The following is an 18,269-nucleotide window of genomic DNA, read 5'->3' as shown; positions in this document are numbered from 1 at the left end:
GCATTATAGAGCTGTACTACAAGGATAGGAGGGTTTTCGTGATAAAGGCTGAGGGCCCCGGGAGCAACGTGGGACACCCGGGCGCTGTTTTAAACAAGCTTGTCGAGGACTTGAAGGGTAATGTGGACTTGATCATAACTATTGACGCTGCTTTAAAGCTCGAGGGGGAGGAGACAGGGTCGCTGGCGGAGGGTGTTGGAGCAGCAATAGGCGACCCAGGCCCTGAGAAGATAGCGATAGAGAGGGCTGCCTCCAAGTACCATATCCCGTTGAGAGCCCTGGTTGTTAAGATGGATTTAAGGGAGGCTATAACCGTGATGAGGAAGGAGATTTTCGAAGCATGCTACAAGGCTTTCAAATATGTCGACAAGATCATAGAGGAGGAGACTAAGCCTAAGGCAACAGTGATCGTGGCTGGAATAGGTAACACCATGGGGGTGCCTGGTTAATGCCTGACGGGATAGATGTTTACAGCTTATTCCTCATCATAGCCGTCATACTGCTGATAGCCTATCTTCTAATAGACACCTTCACCAAGAAGCCTAAGAAGAAGGAGTATGTTACAAGGGAGTTGTTGAAGTGTGCTAAATGCGGATTCTCCGTTGAGAAAGAGTTCGAGCCAGGCGACTTCATAGGGCTCGTCAAGGACAAGTGCCCCAAGTGCGGCGGGGAGTTAAGGGTTGAGGGAATCTACTCTGTCGAGAAGGAAAAGATTTTAAAACCCGGTAATCCTTAGGATTGATAGGTGCCCGACCCGGCCATAGGGGCCGGGCAACACCCGGTCTCGTATCGAACCCGGAAGTTAAGCCGGCCACGTCAGGGTGGCAGTGAGGTCCGCGAGGCCTCGCAGCCGCCCTGAGCTGGGATCGGGCACTCTTCCCTACCGCTTGCTCAATCACTAATCCTCCCAGGCGTCTTCACCCCGGGACTGCTTCCTCAACTGTTTCAACGCACTGGTTGCGAGGAAAATGTTCACTGCCACGAGTACTGCTAGGAGGGCGATCACTGCTAGCAGTAAAATCTCGATAACGCCGGTGCTCCCAACCCCCCAGCACACTGGTATGAAGAATATGATCAAGCATCCAGCGAACCCGGCCTCCCCGCCACCGGATCCGATCGATAGTGCTACGGCTACTAACACTATTGTGAGGCCTAAGGCTATCATGATGAGCCCTACTCTCCCGGAGCTCATGAAGCAACCCCTGCCATAGAAACTATTAGAACCGCCAGTACGGCGGCGGTAATCAGAAGCAGGGCGAGCCCAATCCTCCTTGAGCTGGCGACGAGAATCGGTATTGGACCGATCATGACCAAACCCCCTGCCTCAACCCTTGCCCCTCCATCCTCCTTGATGATGGAGTAGAGCAGGACCAGGATTCCAGCAATAATCAGTACCAGCCCGATTAAGAGTAGCTGTGAAACAATCATTCCCGCGGCCCCAGCATGCTTTAATCCCTAGACAATCTTATATGGATTCTTGAGGGCGTTTCAGAAATGATTGGCGAAGTGATCCGTGTAAAAGAGGTTAGTAGCGGAGGGAGGAAGTATCTGGGGCTCGAGGTCAATCTGCCCGGGTCACCTCCACTAGTCCTCCTAGTTGGTGAAACAGGCTTCGCGATGTGCGGGTTCCTCGATGTCTCAGCGGCCGAGAAAAAGGGAGCTGTGGCCGTGAAAATCCCCGGGGTAAGCTCTGTTGAGGAATTACTCGAGAAGGAGATAGCTGAGGCAACCTCCAGAGCTGAGGCTAAGGGTTTGAGGAAAGGGGTTAGGCTTAAGGATGTTCTCGATTATTTATGAGAGGAGAAGGTCTTGAAGCCAAGGGTTAAAATACTTGCAACACTGGGCCCTAGTAGCGGGGATTTTGAAACCGTTAAGAAGATGATTCGTGAAGGAGCCTCAGGCTTCAGGATAAACTATGCTCACGGTGATTCGAAAGCCTGGGATCTCTACGTTAAAATGGTGAGGGATGCCTCGGCGGAACTAGGTGTAACCGTCTCCATAATAGGCGACCTGCCGGGGCCCCAGGTGAGATCGGGTGATTTCGAAGAGTTTAGCGTTAAGAGGGGTGATCAGGTCAGGCTCGAACACGCTTCGGCGGGTTCGGGCTCGAGGACCATACCTGTAGCGGTGCGCGAGCTCTTCGCAATCCTTGAACCCGGGGATGTGGTACTCTATGGTGATGGCGAAGTATCTTTGAGAGTATTAAGCATTGATGAACACTCGTCTACGCTGCTGGCTTTAAACGACGGCGTCGTCAAGCCGCGTAAGAAGATTGTTGTCCAGGGCAAGGAGATTAACCTCCCCATGCTCTCCGGGAGAGACATGGAGTTGTTGAACCATGCTGTTTCAAACCAGTTAACTTATGTCGCGTTAAGCTATGTCAGGAGCCCCCGGGATATAGAGCTCGTTAAGAACTTGTTGAGGAATAAGAGTTTTAAACCCGGGATTATCGCGAAGATTGAGACCAGGCCAGCATATCTCAACCTTAGAGAAATAGCTGAATCAGCCGACGCCGTCCTCGTGGCCAGGGGAGATCTCGGACTCCACTTCCCGCTTGAAGAAGTCCCCCTCATACAGAAGAATATAGTGGCAGTGGCAAACTCCCTTGGCAAGCCGAGCATCGTAGCGACGCAGGTAATGGAGTCAATGATTGACAGCCCCAGGCCGAGCAGGAGTGACGTGGTGGATGTTTACAACTCAGTGTACGACATGGTTGACGCGGTCATGCTTACCAATGAGACAGCGGTTGGGAAGTACCCTGTTGAGACGGTAAAGTGGGCTAGGAGGATTATTGAAACCGCTGAGTCCCGGCAGGACCCCGTTATCGCGCAGCGCTCCAGGAGGATGGGGGGTGGGCTCAGGGAGAAGTATGCGCACGGTCTGCTATCGCTCGCGGAGAGCCTGAACGCTAAAATACTCGTCTACACTAAAGGCAACACTGTCCCCCCGTTAATCTCGAAGCACAGACCTCTCGTCCCCGTTTACGTCGGCTCCTCTTCTAAAACGATTGCCGAAGCGTTAACCATCTACTACGGGTTGACGCCTATAGTTCTGGGAGACTCCGGCGAGGATATGGATTACGAGAAAGGGGTTGAGGAGCTCTACCGTGTCGCAAGGGAGAGGAGGCTTGTCGACATCGGGGATGTTGTGGTTAAAGCCTATGTGAAATCGGGGACGGGCGTGCATGAAATAATCATTGAAGAAGTGAAGTAGCCTGCCTACGATCTCAGGATCGAGAGGGCGTTCGCCAGGACGCTTATATCGCTCATGATCATCGCGGTGGCCGCCAGCTCAGGTGTTATGAAAAGCCGATGGCTCCAGTACAGTACCCCCATGGCTATAGGTATTAGCACTATGTTGTATGCGAAAGCCCAGGCAATGTTTTGAATAATCTTCTTCCTCACCAGCCTGCTGAAATCAAGCAGGAACGGGAGAGTTTTCAAGCTATTGTTTAAAACCACTATGTCCCCAGCTTCCTTGGAAACATCTGCCCCACTGCCCATCGCAACGCCGACATCAGCCACCGCGAGGGCTGGGGCGTCGTTTAAACCGTCTCCCACGAAAACCACTCTTGAACCATTCTTCTGCATCTCCCTCACCAGGTCGGCCTTATCCCTAGGTTTGAGACCCCAGTAAGCAAAATCCAACCCCAGCGTATCCTTGTAATATTTCACACTGGCCTCAACGTCTCCGCTGGCTAAGCCGATCTTAAAGCCGTAATTCTTTAACGCGCGCACAACGCTCAATGCTTCTTCTTTTAAAACATCCCCGATTTCCAGGACAGCCTTCGCCTCGTTATTTATGAAAACAATAACTGGAGTGTTCCCTCTCCTCCCTGCTTCTTCAACAAGCCTTAGGGCATTCTCGCTTATTGAAGCCCCAAGCCTCTCCCCCAACTCCACATTGCCCACGGCCACGCTAACGCCTTCTACAAGGCCGTATACTCCTTCGCCCGGAATGCTAACATACTCTTCGGGCTCGGGGAACTTCACGTCCTCGCTGACACATTTTTCGACTATTGCGCGGGAGAGGGGGTGTTCGCTTCGCGACTCGACAGAGCAAGCCATTCTTAAAACATGCTCTTTACCGGCATTGTTGAGCAGGTGTGTTGCAACCACTACTGGTTTTCCAACAGTTATAGTGCCCGTCTTGTCTAGTATGATAGTGTCTGACCCTATGATTTTCTCGAAAACTTCTCCAGCCCTGATTAAAACACCCATTCTAGAAGCCTTCAAGACAGCGATTGAGACTACGAGGGGTGTTGCAATCCCGAGCGCGCACGGGCATGCCACGGTTAAAACCGCAGCCATGAACACAACCGCCATCTGGGGATTGCCTGCTATGAGACTCCAGTAGGAGAACGTTGCTATCGCGAGCCCTAGGACGATCCATGTGAAATAGCCCACTATTCTATCGGCAAGCCTCGCGAGCCTCGGCTTAACGGACTCGGCCTCCCTCACTGTTTCAATGACTTGAGCTATAAGAAGGTCTCCGCCAACCCTGGTCGCCCTAATTCTTAAGTAACCCGTGTTTAAAACACTCCCCGCGAGAACCGGGTCCCTGTTGTCGGCTTTTTTAGCGCGGGGGACCGGTTCACCAGTGAAGCTTGACTCATCCACGTATCCAGAGCCCTCTACAACCACCCCGTCGACAGGGATGATCTCTCCAGCCCTGACCTCGACTATTTCACCCGGCATTAACTGGGAAACAGGCTTTTCTACAACCGAGTCTCCGACCACCACCTTGGCATTGCCTCGCAGTAAAGAGGCAAGATCCTCGAGTGATTTAAAAGCCCTCCGCCGGAGCCTTTCCTCCAGGTATTTTCCAAGGCCGACGAACCCTATAACCCCGGCTGATGCTTCAAAGAATGATGACGCATGTAAACCACCGTGCAGGCGCATCAAGCCTATAGTGGATGCCACCCCGGCCGTGAACGTCGAGATTACCGAGACAGCGATCAAGGAATCCATTACCGGGATCATCATTAACAGCGACTTCAAACCTCTCGCCACTATGTCGTAGTTGAGGAGGATTGCCGTGCCTGCTAGGGCGAGGAGGAGTGGTTCACTGATAATGCTGTGGTCGTGAACACCCCCCGCCAGCATTGAATACATTGAGAGGGTGACGGCCAGTAAGCCGATGGTGAATGACGCCATCCTCCTGTATAGCAGTGTTTTCTCGCCGAGGCTCGCGGATTTCTCCGTGGTAGCGGATAATGGTTTAGCCCCGTAAGCCGCCAGCTTTTTCGAAACATCATCGAGGGTTGTTTCCAGGGGGTTGAAGATGACAGTTGCAACCCCGGTTGGGGATATTCTAATATCGAATACTCCGTGCAAACCCCTTATTTTGGATTCCACGGATGCGGCTTCCTCACCGCTGAAGCCTTTTAGGTCGAAATACACCTTCTCCTTGTAGACATCATACCCCGCATCTCTCACCGCTTCGTAAATGTTTTTGAGAAAACATTTCTCCTCATCATACTCAACCTCCGCCTCGCCGGTGGATACTTCAACCTTGAAACCGCTGATGCAACCGAGACTTCTCAGCCTTCTCTCAATAGCGTACACGCAGCTCGGGCAATCTATCCCTATAATCTTAAACCTTGCCTTTCTCAACGATTAATCACCTTCAAACCTGTTTGAGGAGAGCTTTAAGGATTGATGCGGCATGCCGCTTGGTCCGTGAGTGAGATAGTGCTCAGGATTCTTCTCAAACTCCTCGAGGCATCTCTTGCTGCAGAAGTAGTATATTTTCCCCTTGTAGACTGTCTTGAACCGCGCCTTCTCGGGGTCAACGCTCATTCCACACACGGGGTCTATCTGCTTAGGGTTCAAACGTTTCACCATGTTTTAACTATAACAAAGTTATTAATAAACCCGTGTCCCCTATCGTTCACAAGTGCTGGAGAGCCGCCGGCGGGATTTGAACCCGCGTCCACCGGCTGTCCAGCGACTCCGGTGTTTTCTAGCCGTTACGAGGCCGGCGCTCCACCGGGCTGAGCTACGGCGGCTCTATATTGGTTTAAGCAGAAGGTGTTTATAAAGTGTTAGAAAGAAAAAGGCTAGGAAACAGCTTTCAACGCGTTTAACGCCATATCCTTCATAATGCTGTAGGGGTCTTTAGCCTTCACAATGCCTGATGCTACGAGGACCCCGATCGTGCCGAGCTTTACGGCCTGGTACACGTCCTCGCCAGTGGTTATGCCCGCTCCAGTCAGGATTAACGCTTCCTTGTTAACGCTCCTGATCATGGATACGCTGTTTGTTATCACCTCGGGCTTGGCCTTGCTGACGCTTACCCCGGTTCCTATGAGCTCGGGCGGTTCGACAGCTATCATGTCGGGTTTCAACAAAGCTATCGCGGCACCGGTCTCCGGTACGTCTGCGCAGGCGAGTGTTTTCAAGCCGAGCCTCCTGGCCTTAATTATCAACGCGTTTATGTCAGCGATTTTCAGCCTGTGCTCGCTGTGGTTTAATATCACTCCGTGAACCCCGGCCTCCTTCAACCCTTCAACAGGTATATACCCTGTGACAGCCCCTGGCTCAACAGGGTCCGCGTGCTGCGCGAATACTTTAACCCCCGACCCTTCAACCTCCTTCAACACCCTGTGTATCTCGGTGAACGGGGGCGCCAGGATCACTTCCACACCGGTCTCTTCCCAAACCCTTTTAGCATCCCTAGCTATCCTGAGAGCGTTCTCGCCGAAGCTGTGGGGGTAGTATGCCTTGTAGTTTACGGCTATTATGGGCTTCAAACCCGACACCCGTACGGGATGGTTTTTGAAGTTAATCATGTGTTTGTTAAAAAGGGAAAAAGACTAGTGTGAGAGCAGGTCGCTGTGCTTCTTAACCACCTTTACCTCCTCGGTTTTCACGAACCTGTCCTTCAACTTCTCCAGCACTGAAGGTAGCGTGGTGTACTCCATCTCCTCGGGCCCAAGCCTGTGAGGCATGAATGGGCCGTGCCTCCTCATGTACTCAGCGATCATCTCGGCAAGCCTCCTCGTCTCGTCGAAGGCTACGTCGTCGAACAGGTCTACGGGGCCTATCAGCCTGCCTTTCGAAATATTCCACCCGAGGGCGATTACTCTTGGAGGACCGTCGAACCTTGTGACTTTTGCATACCTCATTGGGACAGGCATTAGCGGGCCGTGATGCGACCCTCTCATCCACCCTGCCACCAGGTGTGGGAAGCTGAAGGGCTCCAATACCTCTCCCACGGCAGGGAGCCCGTGCTGGGCTCTCACAATGGCAACGGGGTCGTCCTTCCCGACATATCTCCCAGCTGTCAGGTTGAGTCTTTCAACGCTCACCACGGCTGCGAGCAGATTGTCCGACTTCCTGTAAACCCTTCTCACAATATATCTTCCAGGCGTCCCTATCAGGGCTAGGACGTCGTATGATTCCTCAGGGGTTTTCATTAAAACACTCCTGCCCTCGAAAACATCGTATACTTCGAATATGAAACCGTCATGCATCTTGGGATCTATGACCAATCCAGCAGTGTTGAACGGGTCTGCGAAAATCCTGTAAATAGGCATGTTGAAGGCTCCCGGCTCCGTTTTATCAGCGTGGAACGTGATAACGGGCTCGGCCTCCCTCTCCTCCATCTCCAGCTCGGCCACGCCGGGGCCCATCCCTCTCACGTTGCCGGAAAAGGCCTCGCTCAACAGGTCCTGCCCGGCGGCGTAAAGCTTCAACTCTTTTGCAACCTTCGTGGCTGATTTGAAAGCCTCCCATGCTAAGCCGTGAATATCCGGGTGGTCAACGCCCTTCCTATGGGTCATTATCAACTGGATATCATCGCCTACATGGGTTACGTAGAAGTCTATTATGATATCTTTCTGCTTAGCCTCTGCTAGAATCTTGGTGGCAGCGGCCAACTGGTCTGGATGAGGCATGTGGTGGCCGGCAATACTTCCAACATCAGCTTTTATAACGGATAGAGTGATCTTATCACCCATGATTACACCATTTTAAAGTATTAGTGAAAGGATTAATAAAGATGCTTCTAAGGGTTTAAAGAGATTTTTAAACAATCGTTTAAATCAGTCTGGAATATAGTATTCTCCCCGAGCCTTCTGCTCCCTGTCAAGGACTGAGCCGGGCTTGTTTATACGTGGACGCCCTGTCTCGCTGTCTTTTCTAACGGTTATTGAAAGATTCATTAAAAGAGTGTTAAAGCCTTCTCTTATGTTCAATGTCCTGCTAGCGTATCCCTCAATCGAGGGCTTACCGGTGAACACTACTATTTTATCGCTTATGTAGTTTTGAAGCATTAAGTCGTGTTCAACCACTATAGCCGTCTTCCTCTTCTCCTCTATAATCCTCCTGATAACTCTTGCAACGACAATTCTTTCCTCGACGTCAAGGTACGCGGAGGGCTCGTCTAAGAGGTATAGATCAGCTTCTCTCGCCAGGGAAACGGCCACAGCTACTTTCTGCAACTCACCCCCGCTGAGCTCTTCAATCCTCCTATCCAGCATCCTGTTCAGCCGCAACTTTCTCACGAGCTCGTTGTAAAGCCAGGAGGCAGGGTTGAGAGCATCGGTTGAAGCGTTTCTCAATGCTTGTGAAACCGTTTCCTCCGGGAAGATCTTGGGGGATAGCTCCTGGGGTTTAACGCTAACTTTCTCCACGGATATAAGCACGGAGCCTTCAACAGGTTTCAACTCCCCGCTTAACAGCTTGATAAAGGTTGACTTGCCGACGCCGTTAGGTCCTAGAATCCCGAGGACTTCCCCGGGATACGCCTCTCCCTCTTCAACCACGAGCTTGAAGCCTGATGAAGGGTATTGGTGGATCATTCTCTCCCATTTAATCACTGGGTACTCGGACTCTTCGAAGCGCTTCTCAGCCACCTGTATCCTGAACCTTACTGCTTCTGGGCGAATCCTCATGTTCTCTGCCGGCAAATAACCGTTCAAGTAATGGTTTATCCCTGCTCTTACACCGTATGGTTTCGAGGCTATGCCGTAAACACCTGGCTCACCGTAAATTACGACTATGTTATCGCTGATGTAGTCCAGGATCATCAGATCGTGCTCGACAACCACCACGTAGTTCTTAGACGGGTTGGTGAACTCCCTGATAGCGTCCGCAACCCTCACTCTCTCCCTAACGTCGAGGTAGCTGCACGGCTCATCGAAGAAGTATGCGTCAGCGTTCTTCAAGAGGACGGCTGCCACCAGGAATTTCTGCAACTCCCCTCCGCTCAGCTCTGAAACGCTTCTGTCGAGAAGGTTTTTCAGGTTCAATTTCTCCACTATGTCTTTAAACAAGCCTCTTTCATCAGCCTTGGATAGGAGCTCTCCAACGTTTCCCTTCAACACGCGCCTAGCGGCTTCAATATACTGGGGCTTCACAACGCTCTTCAACTCGTTGTTGGCTAGCCGGGAGAAATACGTCTGCAACTCACTCCCCTTGAAAGCCTTCACCACCCTGTCCCACTCGGGGTCGCTGGAGTAGTCTCCAAGGTTCGGCTTCAACTGCCCCGATAATATTTTAATGCTTGTTGTCTTCCCGGCACCGTTCTTGCCGATGATCCCTAGAACGCCGCCTGTTTTAGGCACGGGCAGGCCGTATAGCTTGAACATGTTCTCCCCGTACCTGTGAACGAGCTGCTTCTCCAGCTCATCAGGCACGTTGACAATGGATATCGCGTTGAAGGGGCATTTCTTAACGCATATTCCGCATCCAATACACTTGTCCTCAAATATGACCGAGTGGGTCTTATCCTCGCTGAGATCTATTGCTTTAACCTTCTTTGTCCTGTTGACAGGGCAGAACCTTATACACTCCAGTGTACACTTGTCCGGCTTACAGTAATCCCTGTCGACCACTGCGAGCCTTGTCAACCGTGACCACCCTCATGTGAAGCAACATGGTTTCCTCTCTAAACAGGACCACGCTAGAGGTTTCTAACGAGCATCCCCTTGGACAATTATAATAGGATTTGAAAACCATTTTATAACTGATGAAGAATGGTGACGGCTCTGAGTCTTAAGCGATGAGGAAAATAAATAACTGATTTAATCACTCTCCCCGCTCTCGCCTTCTTCAGCGGCAAACTCCTCGAGGAATATCTCGTAGTATTCTTGAAGCATCTCTCTTTCCTCAGGAGTGAGCCCGGAGGCCTTGCTCTCGGTCGCTCTAGCCGTGGCAACTCTCTTGCTTGATTCAACCTGGTATTTCATCCCATACTTTTCAAGGTCTTTCTTAGTAGCCTTGACCTCGTAGCCGCACTTGCTGCATTTGAAGAAGACTTCGCCGTCTTTTCTAACAGGCATCATGGGGCCGCCGCATCTAGGGCAGAATTTGACCACGTGTTTCACCACGTTCTTCAACGACTTCTATATTAGTGTATAATAACGATATTATAAAGGTTTCTATTCAAGGAGTAAACCCTGTGATCCTCTAGCCAAGGCTCTCGTGATTGTAATATTTTAAAAACCCGCTTACAATATGGTATGTGATGATTGTTAAACGGTGATGCTTATGGGGAAGATAAGGATTCGCGTCGTTAAAAGAACCGCCAGGGAGTTGCTTGAGAAGTACCCGGGACTGTTCACAAGGGATTTCAACCAGAACAAGCTCCTGGTCTCCAGGCTGGTGGAGACCCAGTCGAAGAAGGTTAGGAACCTGATAGCAGGCTACGTGACCCACTTGGTCGCTATTAAGGAGAAGAAGGCGAAGGCTTGAGAGGCCTGTTCTTGCAAGCCCCAGGACATTCCGAGACCGTTTTCTCAGTGGAGCCTGGCGAGGAATACCTTCTCATAAGGCTTAACAACCTAGTGGTCAAACTATTCACGTACAAGTGTGTTAAGAAACATGAGGATTTCGAGGAGGAGTTAGAGTTCCGGGGGCTCTCCCCCGACAAGCCCGCGGCAATTCTCCCGCTGCCCATGTTTAAGACGCCTCTACAGCTTGTTCAAGCAGGGGTTCACTACGAGCTCTACAGGAGCGAGCTTTCAAGGTTCAGGAATAAGGGACTCCTCCTACTCCTACTCGCAACGGGGCACAACCAGATAAGCGACCTGCTGAGTGATTTGAAGACAAGGTATTCCGAGAGCAACCACTACTTGCTGATCTCAATAGGTGATGAAGGCTTCGATAAAACCGGGTGTGAGGTTTTCAAGGATTTCAATCAAAGCATTGACGAGGATACCCGGGCTGTTCTTGTAAAAAACGTTATTAGTTTACTATCGCTGATATAGCCCTACCACTCCTCCTCTTCCCACTCTTCCTCCCATTCCTCTTCCTCTTCCCACCATTCCTCTTCCCACTCTTCCTCGAACCAGATCAAGCCCTGCACCTCGCTAGTTGCTCCTTGTTTTAAATTGGTTGGAACCCAGTATTTAAACTATATCTTTGAAGCCTCCTCCCTGTTAGACACGGGAGAGAAGTGTTTAGGAAAGCTCGTTGAACGTTAAAAGAACTATGTCCCTAGGCTTCTCCTCAACCTTCCCCAGCCTTGCGCCAACGAGGATTTTAACGTTCTTCTCGGCCGCGGTGTTTATCAGCCTCTGGGTTAGGATACCGTCTAATAGTATTCCGTGAACGCTACGGGGCTGTACACTGGCCAGCTCGTTGACAAGGTCTCTCACAGGGATTTTCTTCAAGGTATTCCAGTTCTGATCGTACAGGATTGCTTCAAGAGTCCCAATTAAAGCCTTAGCGTCCTCGGCGAGCTTACCCGGGATCACCAGGGTTTCCTCCTTCTCAACAGGCTGTGGAGGCGGTTGCGGCGCCTCCTCCTTCACCTCGGCTGGTTTAGCTTCAACGGGTAGCTTGTGCAATTTCTGCTGTATCTGCAGGAGGTGTTGCGCCTCCTTACTTCCCTGCTTCACCAGGTTGTTCAAGTAGTCGAACACGCTTGTGGCCTTGGAGAGAGCCTCCTCGATCTCCCTCCCGGTTAACTCTTCAACCTCCCTACCCGCCGGCGCTCTTGCCACGAAGTCTACCTTGAGGTTTCTTAAAACCTCCTTGAGAATGAGGTCCCCACCGTGGTCGCCATCGACGAATAACATGATCTTCTTCGTCTCAGCCAGCTTCTTAACGGTTTCGGGGACCTTTCTCGCCCCGCCTATGGCGACAACGTTGTTTATCCCGTATCTTAGAAGGTTTATTACGTCGGCTCTTCCCTCAACCAGTATGATAGTGTCAGCCTTCTCAACATCAGGCCCTGCGGGCAGCTCGTCGGGGCCGTAGCTGATGGGCTCTGGGGCTTTAAGCATTTCCTGAATATTCTTGATAATCTCCCTGACATCGGGAGCCTTCTCCTTGCTCCATTTCCTAAGTATTTCCTCAGCCCTCTCCATTATCTTCTTAATCTTCTCCAGCCTTAGGTCGACTATGTCGACCACTTTCAAGCTGGCGTCGTAAGGCCCTACCTTGTCAACGCTCTCTATTAGCGCGGCTAGAAGGGCTGTCTCAACCCTGTCAAGGTTGCTCGGTATCAGGATCTCGCCTATCGTCTTACTACCCTGTATCTTGGTGTTAACCTGTATCCTCCCTATCCTGCCCTTGTCCTGTAGCTGGCGGAGGTCGAACTGGTCGCCGAGCAACCCCTCGGTCTGCCCGAATATTGCGCCGACAATGTCGTGCTTCTCGACAACCCCGTCGATCTCTATCTTAGCCCTTATCAGATACTTGCTCATTAAACCACCATTGTCTATTATAAGGATTTGAAAACCCGTATAATAAGCACTGCATCCTCGCAGAATGCCTGGTTAAAAACCTATACAACCCTAACCCTGTTAACCTTTTTATTAGCCCACGCGTACCTTCTAATCCTCCTGCTCCGCCCGTAGCCGCATGCCGCGCAGTATCCCTTGGAGACGTTGAAGCTGTGCCTGCCGCATCTTCTACACCTGATATGGGTTTTACCGCGGCTCCTCCTCCCCATGCTGCTCGTACCCTTGGTCACCTAAACCACCTCACTGCTCGGTTATAGGGGATATGAAGACCACGGTGTCTCCTCTTATCACAACAGTGCCCAGCTTCCTGCTGGACCCGCCCTCCCCTATCTCCTCGACATCGTCGAGCACTATGTTCAAGTGTTGATCATAGCTCCTCAGCTTTCCGCGGAGCGTTATATCATCCTTTATCTTGATTAAAACTATGTTCCCAATGTTCTCCTCGAGCATTTTATGCGCTGTCTCGCTCAAAACCAGCACCTCTAACGTTAATGCTTAATGAATCTACATGAAGTTTAAAATACTAGGTATCCTTAAATACTTAGCGATCAACAGGCTCAACGTGGTTGGTAATGGCTAAGAGGCATACTCTCTCGAAGAAGGAGCGGAGAAGGCTCGCCGAGGAGCTCTCCTACATTGGTGATTTAAGGATTGAGGATGAAGGGCTGGTGGAGTATTATCAGGATGAGAACGGTGAGAAAATACTTGTAAACGGTGAAGCAGCATTCGTCAAGCTCAGGGATAAGTGGATACCTCATTTAAGATTCATCCTGAAAAACCTTCAAGCCCTCAGGCTTCCAAAGGTTTACGTGGATAAAGGGGCAATGGAGGCCTTGCTCAGGGGCGCGGACCTGATGGCTCCCGGGATAAAGAGTGTTGAAGGAGTTTTCAAGGAGGGAGATATCGTAGTGATCTGCGAGCTCGAGTCCCGCAGACCCTTCGCTGTTGGCAGAGCACTAACCCCCTCAGACCCCATAGTCAAGGGGGAGCTCAAGAAGGGTAAGGTTGTTGAGAACATTCACTACTTCAACGATGAAATATGGAGGCATGGCCCCTGACCTCTTCAACCGTTAACATTTAAAACATGTCTAAATATAGGTTGAAAACCTGGATTAAACGGGAAGGGTGTTAACCATGGTGTTCAACCAGGGTGACTTTATACTCGTCGAGTACAGTATTAGGGTTAAGGAAACCGGGACCCTCCTGGACACCACGGACGAGGAGCTGGCTAAGAAGGAGAACATATACGAGGCTGACAGGCTCTACGGCCCAACACTCGTAGTCCTGGGCAGGGGCTGGATGAACGAGGTTGTTGAGCAGGAGCTTATGAAGATGGAGGTTAACGAGGAGAAGGAGGTTGAAGTACCTCCTGAGAAAGCCTTCGGCGAGAGGGACTCGGGGAAGGTTAGAACCTTCAGCCTGAAGGAGTTTCAGAGAAGAGGGTACAGTGTTAACGTGGGGGATGTTGTCGAGGTTGGGGGGGTTAAGGGCGTTGTTAAAAGCATAAGCGGCGGCAGGGTGGTAGTTGATTTCAACCACCCGCTGGCTGGGAGAACCCTTGTCTACAAGGTTAAGGTCGTGGGGAAGCTTGAAGAGTTCAAGGAGAAGGTTAAAGCCCTTGCTTCAAGACACCTCAACATCGCCGGCGGCGACATAGACGTAGCCTATGAGGAGGCGGAGAAGAAGCTGGTTGTAAGCATCCCCGGGAAGTACTTGTCGAGGAGGGAGCTGAACTACTCCAAGATATCGCTGGCGACAGACATCTTCGACATGTTCAAGGATGCTGTTGAAAAACTAGTGTTCCAGGAAACCCTGTCGAAAACCCAGGCTCAAACCGGTTAGATGACCCCGGTTTCCCTGGCCAGCCTGTAAGCAGCCTCTCGCGTTAAACCATTTTCACCAAGTATTGTGTATCTTTCAGGCCTTATCGTGTGAGCGATCGTCAAGGCTTCAACAATCTTCTCAGGCTCAATCCCTATTTCACGAGCGCTTGTCGGAAGCCCCACTTTCCTCAAGATCCTTCTAACCCTTCTCCACGATGAGTCGCCGTGAAGGTAGAGCATCATTATTGTTCCAAGAGCTATCTGCTCCCCGTGGAGCGCTCTGCCGGGCGCTACAATATCCAGGGCGTGGCTGAACAAGTGCTCGCTCCCGCTGGCGGGGCGGCTTGACCCGGCTATGCACATGGCTACCCCGCTGCTCACGAGGGCTTCCACCAGTATTTTAACCCCTTCCACGCTCCCGCTCGCGATCAGCTCATGGTATTTGAGCACGTGCTTAGCGCTCATCAATGCTAGCTGGGCAGCGTAGTCGCCGTAGTACTCTCCCTTCAACCTGTGCGCGAGAGCCCAGTCCTTAACAGCCACCAGCTTGCCGACCAGGTCGCCGAACCCTGCCATTATAAGCCTCCTAGGGGCTTTAGCAATGATTTCAACATCCGCTATTACCGCGTAGGGTGTTTTAGTGTAGATGCTGGTGGGCTTCCCGGTTCCCTTTAAGCTGGCGAAAGGGCTTGCTATCCCGTCATGGCTTGGCGTGGTCGGGATGCTTATCATTAAGGAGCCTGTTTCCTTCGCAACATACTTTGCCACGTCAATAGCCTTCCCACCGCCCACGCCGACCACTGCTTCAACCCCTTCCTCCCGGGCCCTCCCCGCTAAAGCCACCGCGCTGTCAACCATAGCGTTAGGAACCTTCCAGACAACAACCTTTCTCTCAGGGCTGAGAGCCTCCTCAACCCTTCTCCCAGCAACCTCGTAGGTCAACTCCCCTGTCACTATTCCAACCTTTCTAACAGAAGGGGGAAGTATCTCGGAAACCTTCTCGACAACCCTGTGGCCGACGATGACTTTCAACGGGAGTGTTATCTCGTGAACACTCTGCAAAACACATCCTCCAGCATACGAATCATATATTTAAGCCTGGTTAATAATTTGAGAATTTAAAAGAACAGGCGGTGCGGCATGGAGAAGACTGCTTCTAAGACCACGACAGTTGGACTGGTGGCTGGAAAGTACGTTGTGCTCGCTGCTGACAAGAGGGCTACAGCAGGGCCTATGGTCTATCATAAAAGGGTTAGGAAGATATTGGAGATAACCCCTTACGCCGCCATGACTATATCAGGGCTTGTCGCGGACGCGCAGTTCCTGGTTGAGAACGCTAAGTATGTTGCGAAGGATTACGAGCTTAAAATGGGGAAGCGGATAAGCATTGACGCCTTAGCCAGCAGGATTTCCCTCATACTTTCAGCATACCTAAGGTTCTCACCCTTCATTGTTCAGCTCCTCCTAGGAGGTGTTGACGACGAAGGGCCTAAGCTATACTACATGGATCTCTACGGGAGTGTTTCAAGAGAAAAGTACATGTCAACAGGCAGCGGCTCCCCCGTTGCCTTCGGAGTCCTGGAGCAAGGGTATAGGGAGGGGTTGACGCTGGAGGAGGCTAAGGAGCTTGCTTTCAAAGCTGTTTCCTCAGCAATAATGAGGGATAGCTTCACCGGTGAAGGGGTTGACATAGTGGTGATAGGTCCTGAAGGGATTTCCGAGGAGACAAGGCTGTTTAAGAAAACATATGCAACGGTTTAGCTTGGAAACACTTATAAGTATGTTTTAATATGTTTTTCAACGCTGAAGACACGCAGTAGTTTTCTAACCCGTTTAAACCTTGGAGAAAAGGGATGGATTGTGAAAATTGATAAGTCAGTGTTGAACAGGAATAAGCTTGCACTACTCGGTAGCATTGTGCAGGAGATACCGCCGGAGCTCGAGCTATCCAATATAGAGTTTGAAGGACCCTCAATAGTTGTCTACGTGAGGAACAGGAAGGCTATTAGCGAGCACCTGGATCTAGCGCAGAATATTGCGAAGAAAGTTAAGAAGAGGGTTGTCATAAGGGTTTCAACAGAGTCGAGACTGCCTGTTGACGAGGCTAAGAAGAAAATCCTTGAGATAGCTCCCAAGGAGGCTGGTCTCGACCCTAACGGCATATACTTCGACGAGACCAGCGGCGAGGTCTGGGTTAAGGTTGAGAAGCCGGGTTTGATAGTGGGGAGGGGTAACTACGTAAGGCACAGGATCCTCGCGGAGACTGGTTGGAGAGCAGTGCCGATGAGGGCTAGCCCTCTCGAGTCCAAGGTGCTCAGAGAGGTTGTAGCAGGGACTTTGAAGCAGAGCGAGTACAGGCTTGAATTCCTCAGAAGGCTTGGCGACAGGATCCACAGGGACGTTGTTTTCAAGAACAACTATGTGAGGATAACCGCGCTGGGAGGGTTCAGGGAGGTTGGTCGATCCTCAATACTGGTTGAGACACGGGAGAGCAGGCTGCTCCTAGACATGGGGATTAACACAGGCGTTATGGACGACCCGTTCAAGGCATTCCCATACATAGATGTAGACTCGTTAAAGCTTGAGGAGCTTGACGGGATAATAGTCACGCACTCCCACCTCGACCACGTCGGCCTCGTCCCCCTGCTCTACAAGTACGGCTACAGGGGCCCGCTGTACGTTACCAAGCCTACCAGGGAGTTAATGATAGTCATGCTTAAGGATTTAATAGAGGTTTCGAGAAGATCTGGGAGATACCTGCCTTTCACCGAGAAGGATTTAACCACGATGATACTCCACACAATCACCGTAGAGTACGACGAGGTCACCGACGTAGCCCCCGATGTCAAGCTGACAATGTACAACGCGGGCCACATACTCGGCTCAGCCATAGTCCACCTCCACGTTGGAATGGGGCTTCACAACATCGTCTACACCGGCGACTTCAAGTATGCTTCCACAAGGCTTCTCGACAGGGCTAACACCGAGTTCCCCAGGGTGGAAACCCTTATCATGGAGTCCACGTACGGGGCTGCGAGGCAGCAGAACAGGCTTGAAGCAGAGGCTGAGCTCGTCAACATTGTTAAGAGGACTGTTGAGCGCCAGGGAATCGTGCTGATACCTGTTTTCGCCGTGGGCAGGGGTCAGGAGATAATACTGATATTGAACGAGGCTATGAAGAATGGTTCAATACCCAAGCTCAACGTCTACGTTGAAGGACTTGTAAACGAGGTTACAGCAATTCACACCCAGTACCCCGAGTACTTGAGCAGGAGCATAAGGGAGGCTATATACAGGGGTGAGAACCCGTTCACGGCTGACTGGCTCAAAATCCTTGAATCAGGTGTTGCAAGACCCGACATCGTTGAGGACCGCCCCTCAGTGATAATAGCTACGAGCGGCATGCTCACCGGCGGGCCAGCCGTCGACTACCTCAAACTCCTGGCCAACGACCCTAGGAACAGCCTCGTCTTCGTAGGCTACCAGGCCGAGGGGACCCTGGGCAGGAAGATTAAGGATGGGATGAGGGAGTTGACGATGGTTGTTGAGAACAAGGTTGAAGCAGTCAAGGTAGAGCTTGAAGTATACAGCATCGACGGCTTCAGCGGGCACAGCGACCAGGCCGAGCTGGTGAGGTATGCTCAAAGCATTAAGCCCAAGCCTAAGAAGATAATCCTCAACCACGGGGAGCCATCGGCGATCGAAACCCTGGCCAAGCTCCTGCGCAAGGCGCTGCTGGCTCCGGGGAC

Annotated in this window: 22 protein-coding genes, 1 tRNA gene and 1 rRNA gene; 11 read left to right on the top strand and 13 right to left on the bottom strand. The window is 51.4% G+C overall.

Features of this window, described 5'->3' with window-relative positions; all coding sequences use genetic code 11:
* The 3 genes from AC3OH0_RS06935 to rrf all read left to right on the top strand — a co-directional run.
* A partial coding sequence (locus tag AC3OH0_RS06935; protein WP_498345268.1) for a DUF1512 family protein occupies positions 1-449 on the top strand: 449 nt, incomplete at its 5' end.
* Complete coding sequence (locus AC3OH0_RS06930) at positions 449-736, top strand: hypothetical protein (protein ID WP_193436415.1); 288 nt, start codon at positions 449-451, stop codon at positions 734-736. The genes AC3OH0_RS06935 and AC3OH0_RS06930, both read left to right, overlap by 1 nt.
* A 14-nt stretch (positions 737-750) precedes the next feature.
* A 5S ribosomal RNA gene (gene rrf / locus AC3OH0_RS06925) occupies positions 751-869 on the top strand.
* A 29-nt stretch (positions 870-898) separates the two neighbouring features.
* Here the strand turns inward: rrf and AC3OH0_RS06920 are convergent.
* Both AC3OH0_RS06920 and AC3OH0_RS06915 read right to left on the bottom strand, forming a co-directional pair.
* Positions 899-1,192 carry a hypothetical protein gene (locus AC3OH0_RS06920; protein WP_498345267.1) on the bottom strand — a complete coding sequence of 98 codons (294 nt, stop codon included), beginning with the start codon at positions 1,190-1,192 and terminating at the stop codon, positions 899-901.
* Positions 1,189-1,428: a TIGR00304 family membrane protein gene (locus AC3OH0_RS06915; protein ID WP_498345266.1), complete on the bottom strand. Its 240-nt coding sequence runs from the start codon at positions 1,426-1,428 to the stop codon at positions 1,189-1,191. The genes AC3OH0_RS06920 and AC3OH0_RS06915 overlap by 4 nt, the downstream gene beginning before the upstream one ends.
* Positions 1,429-1,494: 66 nt before the next feature.
* Between AC3OH0_RS06915 and AC3OH0_RS06910 the strand changes: the two genes are divergently transcribed.
* Both AC3OH0_RS06910 and pyk read left to right on the top strand, forming a co-directional pair.
* On the top strand, positions 1,495-1,797 hold the full coding sequence (locus AC3OH0_RS06910) for a YunC family protein (RefSeq protein WP_013130095.1): 303 nt from the start codon (positions 1,495-1,497) through the stop codon (positions 1,795-1,797).
* 12 nt (positions 1,798-1,809) lie between these two features.
* Positions 1,810-3,213 (top strand): pyruvate kinase, encoded by a 1,404-nt coding sequence (gene pyk / locus AC3OH0_RS06905; RefSeq protein WP_498345265.1) that lies wholly within the window; start codon positions 1,810-1,812, stop codon positions 3,211-3,213.
* A gap of 5 nt (positions 3,214-3,218) precedes the next feature.
* Here the strand turns inward: pyk and AC3OH0_RS06900 are convergent, their stop codons facing one another.
* The 7 genes from AC3OH0_RS06900 to AC3OH0_RS06870 form a co-directional block, all read right to left on the bottom strand.
* Complete coding sequence (locus AC3OH0_RS06900; protein WP_498345264.1) at positions 3,219-5,615, bottom strand: heavy metal translocating P-type ATPase; 2,397 nt, start codon at positions 5,613-5,615, stop codon at positions 3,219-3,221.
* 3 nt (positions 5,616-5,618) lie between these two features.
* Entirely contained in the window at positions 5,619-5,846 is a 228-nt protein-coding gene (locus AC3OH0_RS06895) for a YHS domain-containing protein (protein WP_498345263.1), read from the bottom strand.
* Positions 5,847-5,907: 61 nt separating this feature from the next.
* A tRNA-Thr gene (locus AC3OH0_RS06890) sits at positions 5,908-6,010 on the bottom strand.
* Positions 6,011-6,061: 51 nt separating this feature from the next.
* Positions 6,062-6,793, bottom strand: a complete 732-nt coding sequence (tpiA, locus tag AC3OH0_RS06885; protein WP_498345262.1) for a triose-phosphate isomerase — start codon at positions 6,791-6,793, stop codon at positions 6,062-6,064.
* Positions 6,794-6,817: 24 nt separating this feature from the next.
* On the bottom strand, positions 6,818-7,963 hold the full coding sequence (gene fbp / locus AC3OH0_RS06880; protein ID WP_498345261.1) for a fructose-1,6-bisphosphate aldolase/phosphatase: 1,146 nt from the start codon (positions 7,961-7,963) through the stop codon (positions 6,818-6,820).
* Positions 7,964-8,047: 84 nt separating this feature from the next.
* The gene (locus AC3OH0_RS06875) at positions 8,048-9,856 is read right to left on the bottom strand and encodes a ribosome biogenesis/translation initiation ATPase RLI (RefSeq protein ID WP_498345260.1); all 1,809 of its coding nucleotides are present in this window, start codon (positions 9,854-9,856) and stop codon (positions 8,048-8,050) included.
* Positions 9,857-10,030: 174 nt separating this feature from the next.
* Complete coding sequence (locus tag AC3OH0_RS06870) at positions 10,031-10,324, bottom strand: DNA-directed RNA polymerase subunit M (RefSeq protein ID WP_498345259.1); 294 nt, start codon at positions 10,322-10,324, stop codon at positions 10,031-10,033.
* A gap of 172 nt (positions 10,325-10,496) precedes the next feature.
* Between AC3OH0_RS06870 and AC3OH0_RS06865 the strand changes: the two genes are divergently transcribed.
* On the top strand, positions 10,497-10,700 hold the full coding sequence (locus AC3OH0_RS06865; protein ID WP_498345258.1) for a 30S ribosomal protein S17e: 204 nt from the start codon (positions 10,497-10,499) through the stop codon (positions 10,698-10,700).
* Positions 10,697-11,215, top strand: a complete 519-nt coding sequence (locus tag AC3OH0_RS06860) for a hypothetical protein (protein WP_498345257.1) — start codon at positions 10,697-10,699, stop codon at positions 11,213-11,215. The genes AC3OH0_RS06865 and AC3OH0_RS06860 overlap by 4 nt, the downstream gene beginning before the upstream one ends.
* 192 nt (positions 11,216-11,407) lie before the next feature.
* Here AC3OH0_RS06860 and dnaG read toward each other — a convergent pair whose 3' ends face one another.
* From dnaG to AC3OH0_RS06845, 3 genes are all read right to left on the bottom strand, one after another.
* Positions 11,408-12,658, bottom strand: coding sequence for a DNA primase DnaG (gene dnaG, locus AC3OH0_RS06855; protein ID WP_498345256.1), 1,251 nt, complete (start codon positions 12,656-12,658; stop codon positions 11,408-11,410).
* Positions 12,659-12,738: 80 nt separating this feature from the next.
* Positions 12,739-12,927 carry a 50S ribosomal protein L37e gene (locus tag AC3OH0_RS06850; RefSeq protein WP_193436402.1) on the bottom strand — a complete coding sequence of 63 codons (189 nt, stop codon included), beginning with the start codon at positions 12,925-12,927 and terminating at the stop codon, positions 12,739-12,741.
* Between the two features lie 10 nt (positions 12,928-12,937).
* Positions 12,938-13,168, bottom strand: coding sequence for an LSM domain-containing protein (locus AC3OH0_RS06845; RefSeq protein WP_193436401.1), 231 nt, complete (start codon positions 13,166-13,168; stop codon positions 12,938-12,940).
* 101 nt (positions 13,169-13,269) lie between these two features.
* Between AC3OH0_RS06845 and AC3OH0_RS06840 the strand changes: the two genes are divergently transcribed.
* Entirely contained in the window at positions 13,270-13,755 is a 486-nt protein-coding gene (locus tag AC3OH0_RS06840) for a DUF1947 domain-containing protein (RefSeq protein WP_193436400.1), read from the top strand.
* A 76-nt stretch (positions 13,756-13,831) separates the two neighbouring features.
* Complete coding sequence (locus AC3OH0_RS06835; protein WP_498345255.1) at positions 13,832-14,539, top strand: FKBP-type peptidyl-prolyl cis-trans isomerase; 708 nt, start codon at positions 13,832-13,834, stop codon at positions 14,537-14,539.
* Here the strand turns inward: AC3OH0_RS06835 and AC3OH0_RS06830 are convergent.
* Complete coding sequence (locus tag AC3OH0_RS06830) at positions 14,536-15,582, bottom strand: NAD(P)-dependent glycerol-1-phosphate dehydrogenase (RefSeq protein WP_498345254.1); 1,047 nt, start codon at positions 15,580-15,582, stop codon at positions 14,536-14,538. The genes AC3OH0_RS06835 and AC3OH0_RS06830 overlap by 4 nt on opposite strands.
* Before the next feature lie 78 nt (positions 15,583-15,660).
* On the opposite strand from AC3OH0_RS06830, the gene psmB reads away from it, so the two are divergent.
* Together psmB and AC3OH0_RS06820 are read left to right on the top strand one after the other, a co-directional pair.
* Positions 15,661-16,281 (top strand): archaeal proteasome endopeptidase complex subunit beta, encoded by a 621-nt coding sequence (gene psmB, locus AC3OH0_RS06825; protein WP_193436397.1) that lies wholly within the window; start codon positions 15,661-15,663, stop codon positions 16,279-16,281.
* 99 nt (positions 16,282-16,380) lie between these two features.
* Positions 16,381-18,269, top strand: a 1,889-nt coding sequence (locus tag AC3OH0_RS06820) for a beta-CASP ribonuclease aCPSF1 (protein WP_498345253.1), incomplete at its 3' end; no start/stop codon positions are given.

The organism is Thermosphaera sp., assembly GCF_059755995.1.
Note: the sequence above shows the minus strand (reverse complement) of the source record. Positions and strands in the feature narration are given on the sequence as shown.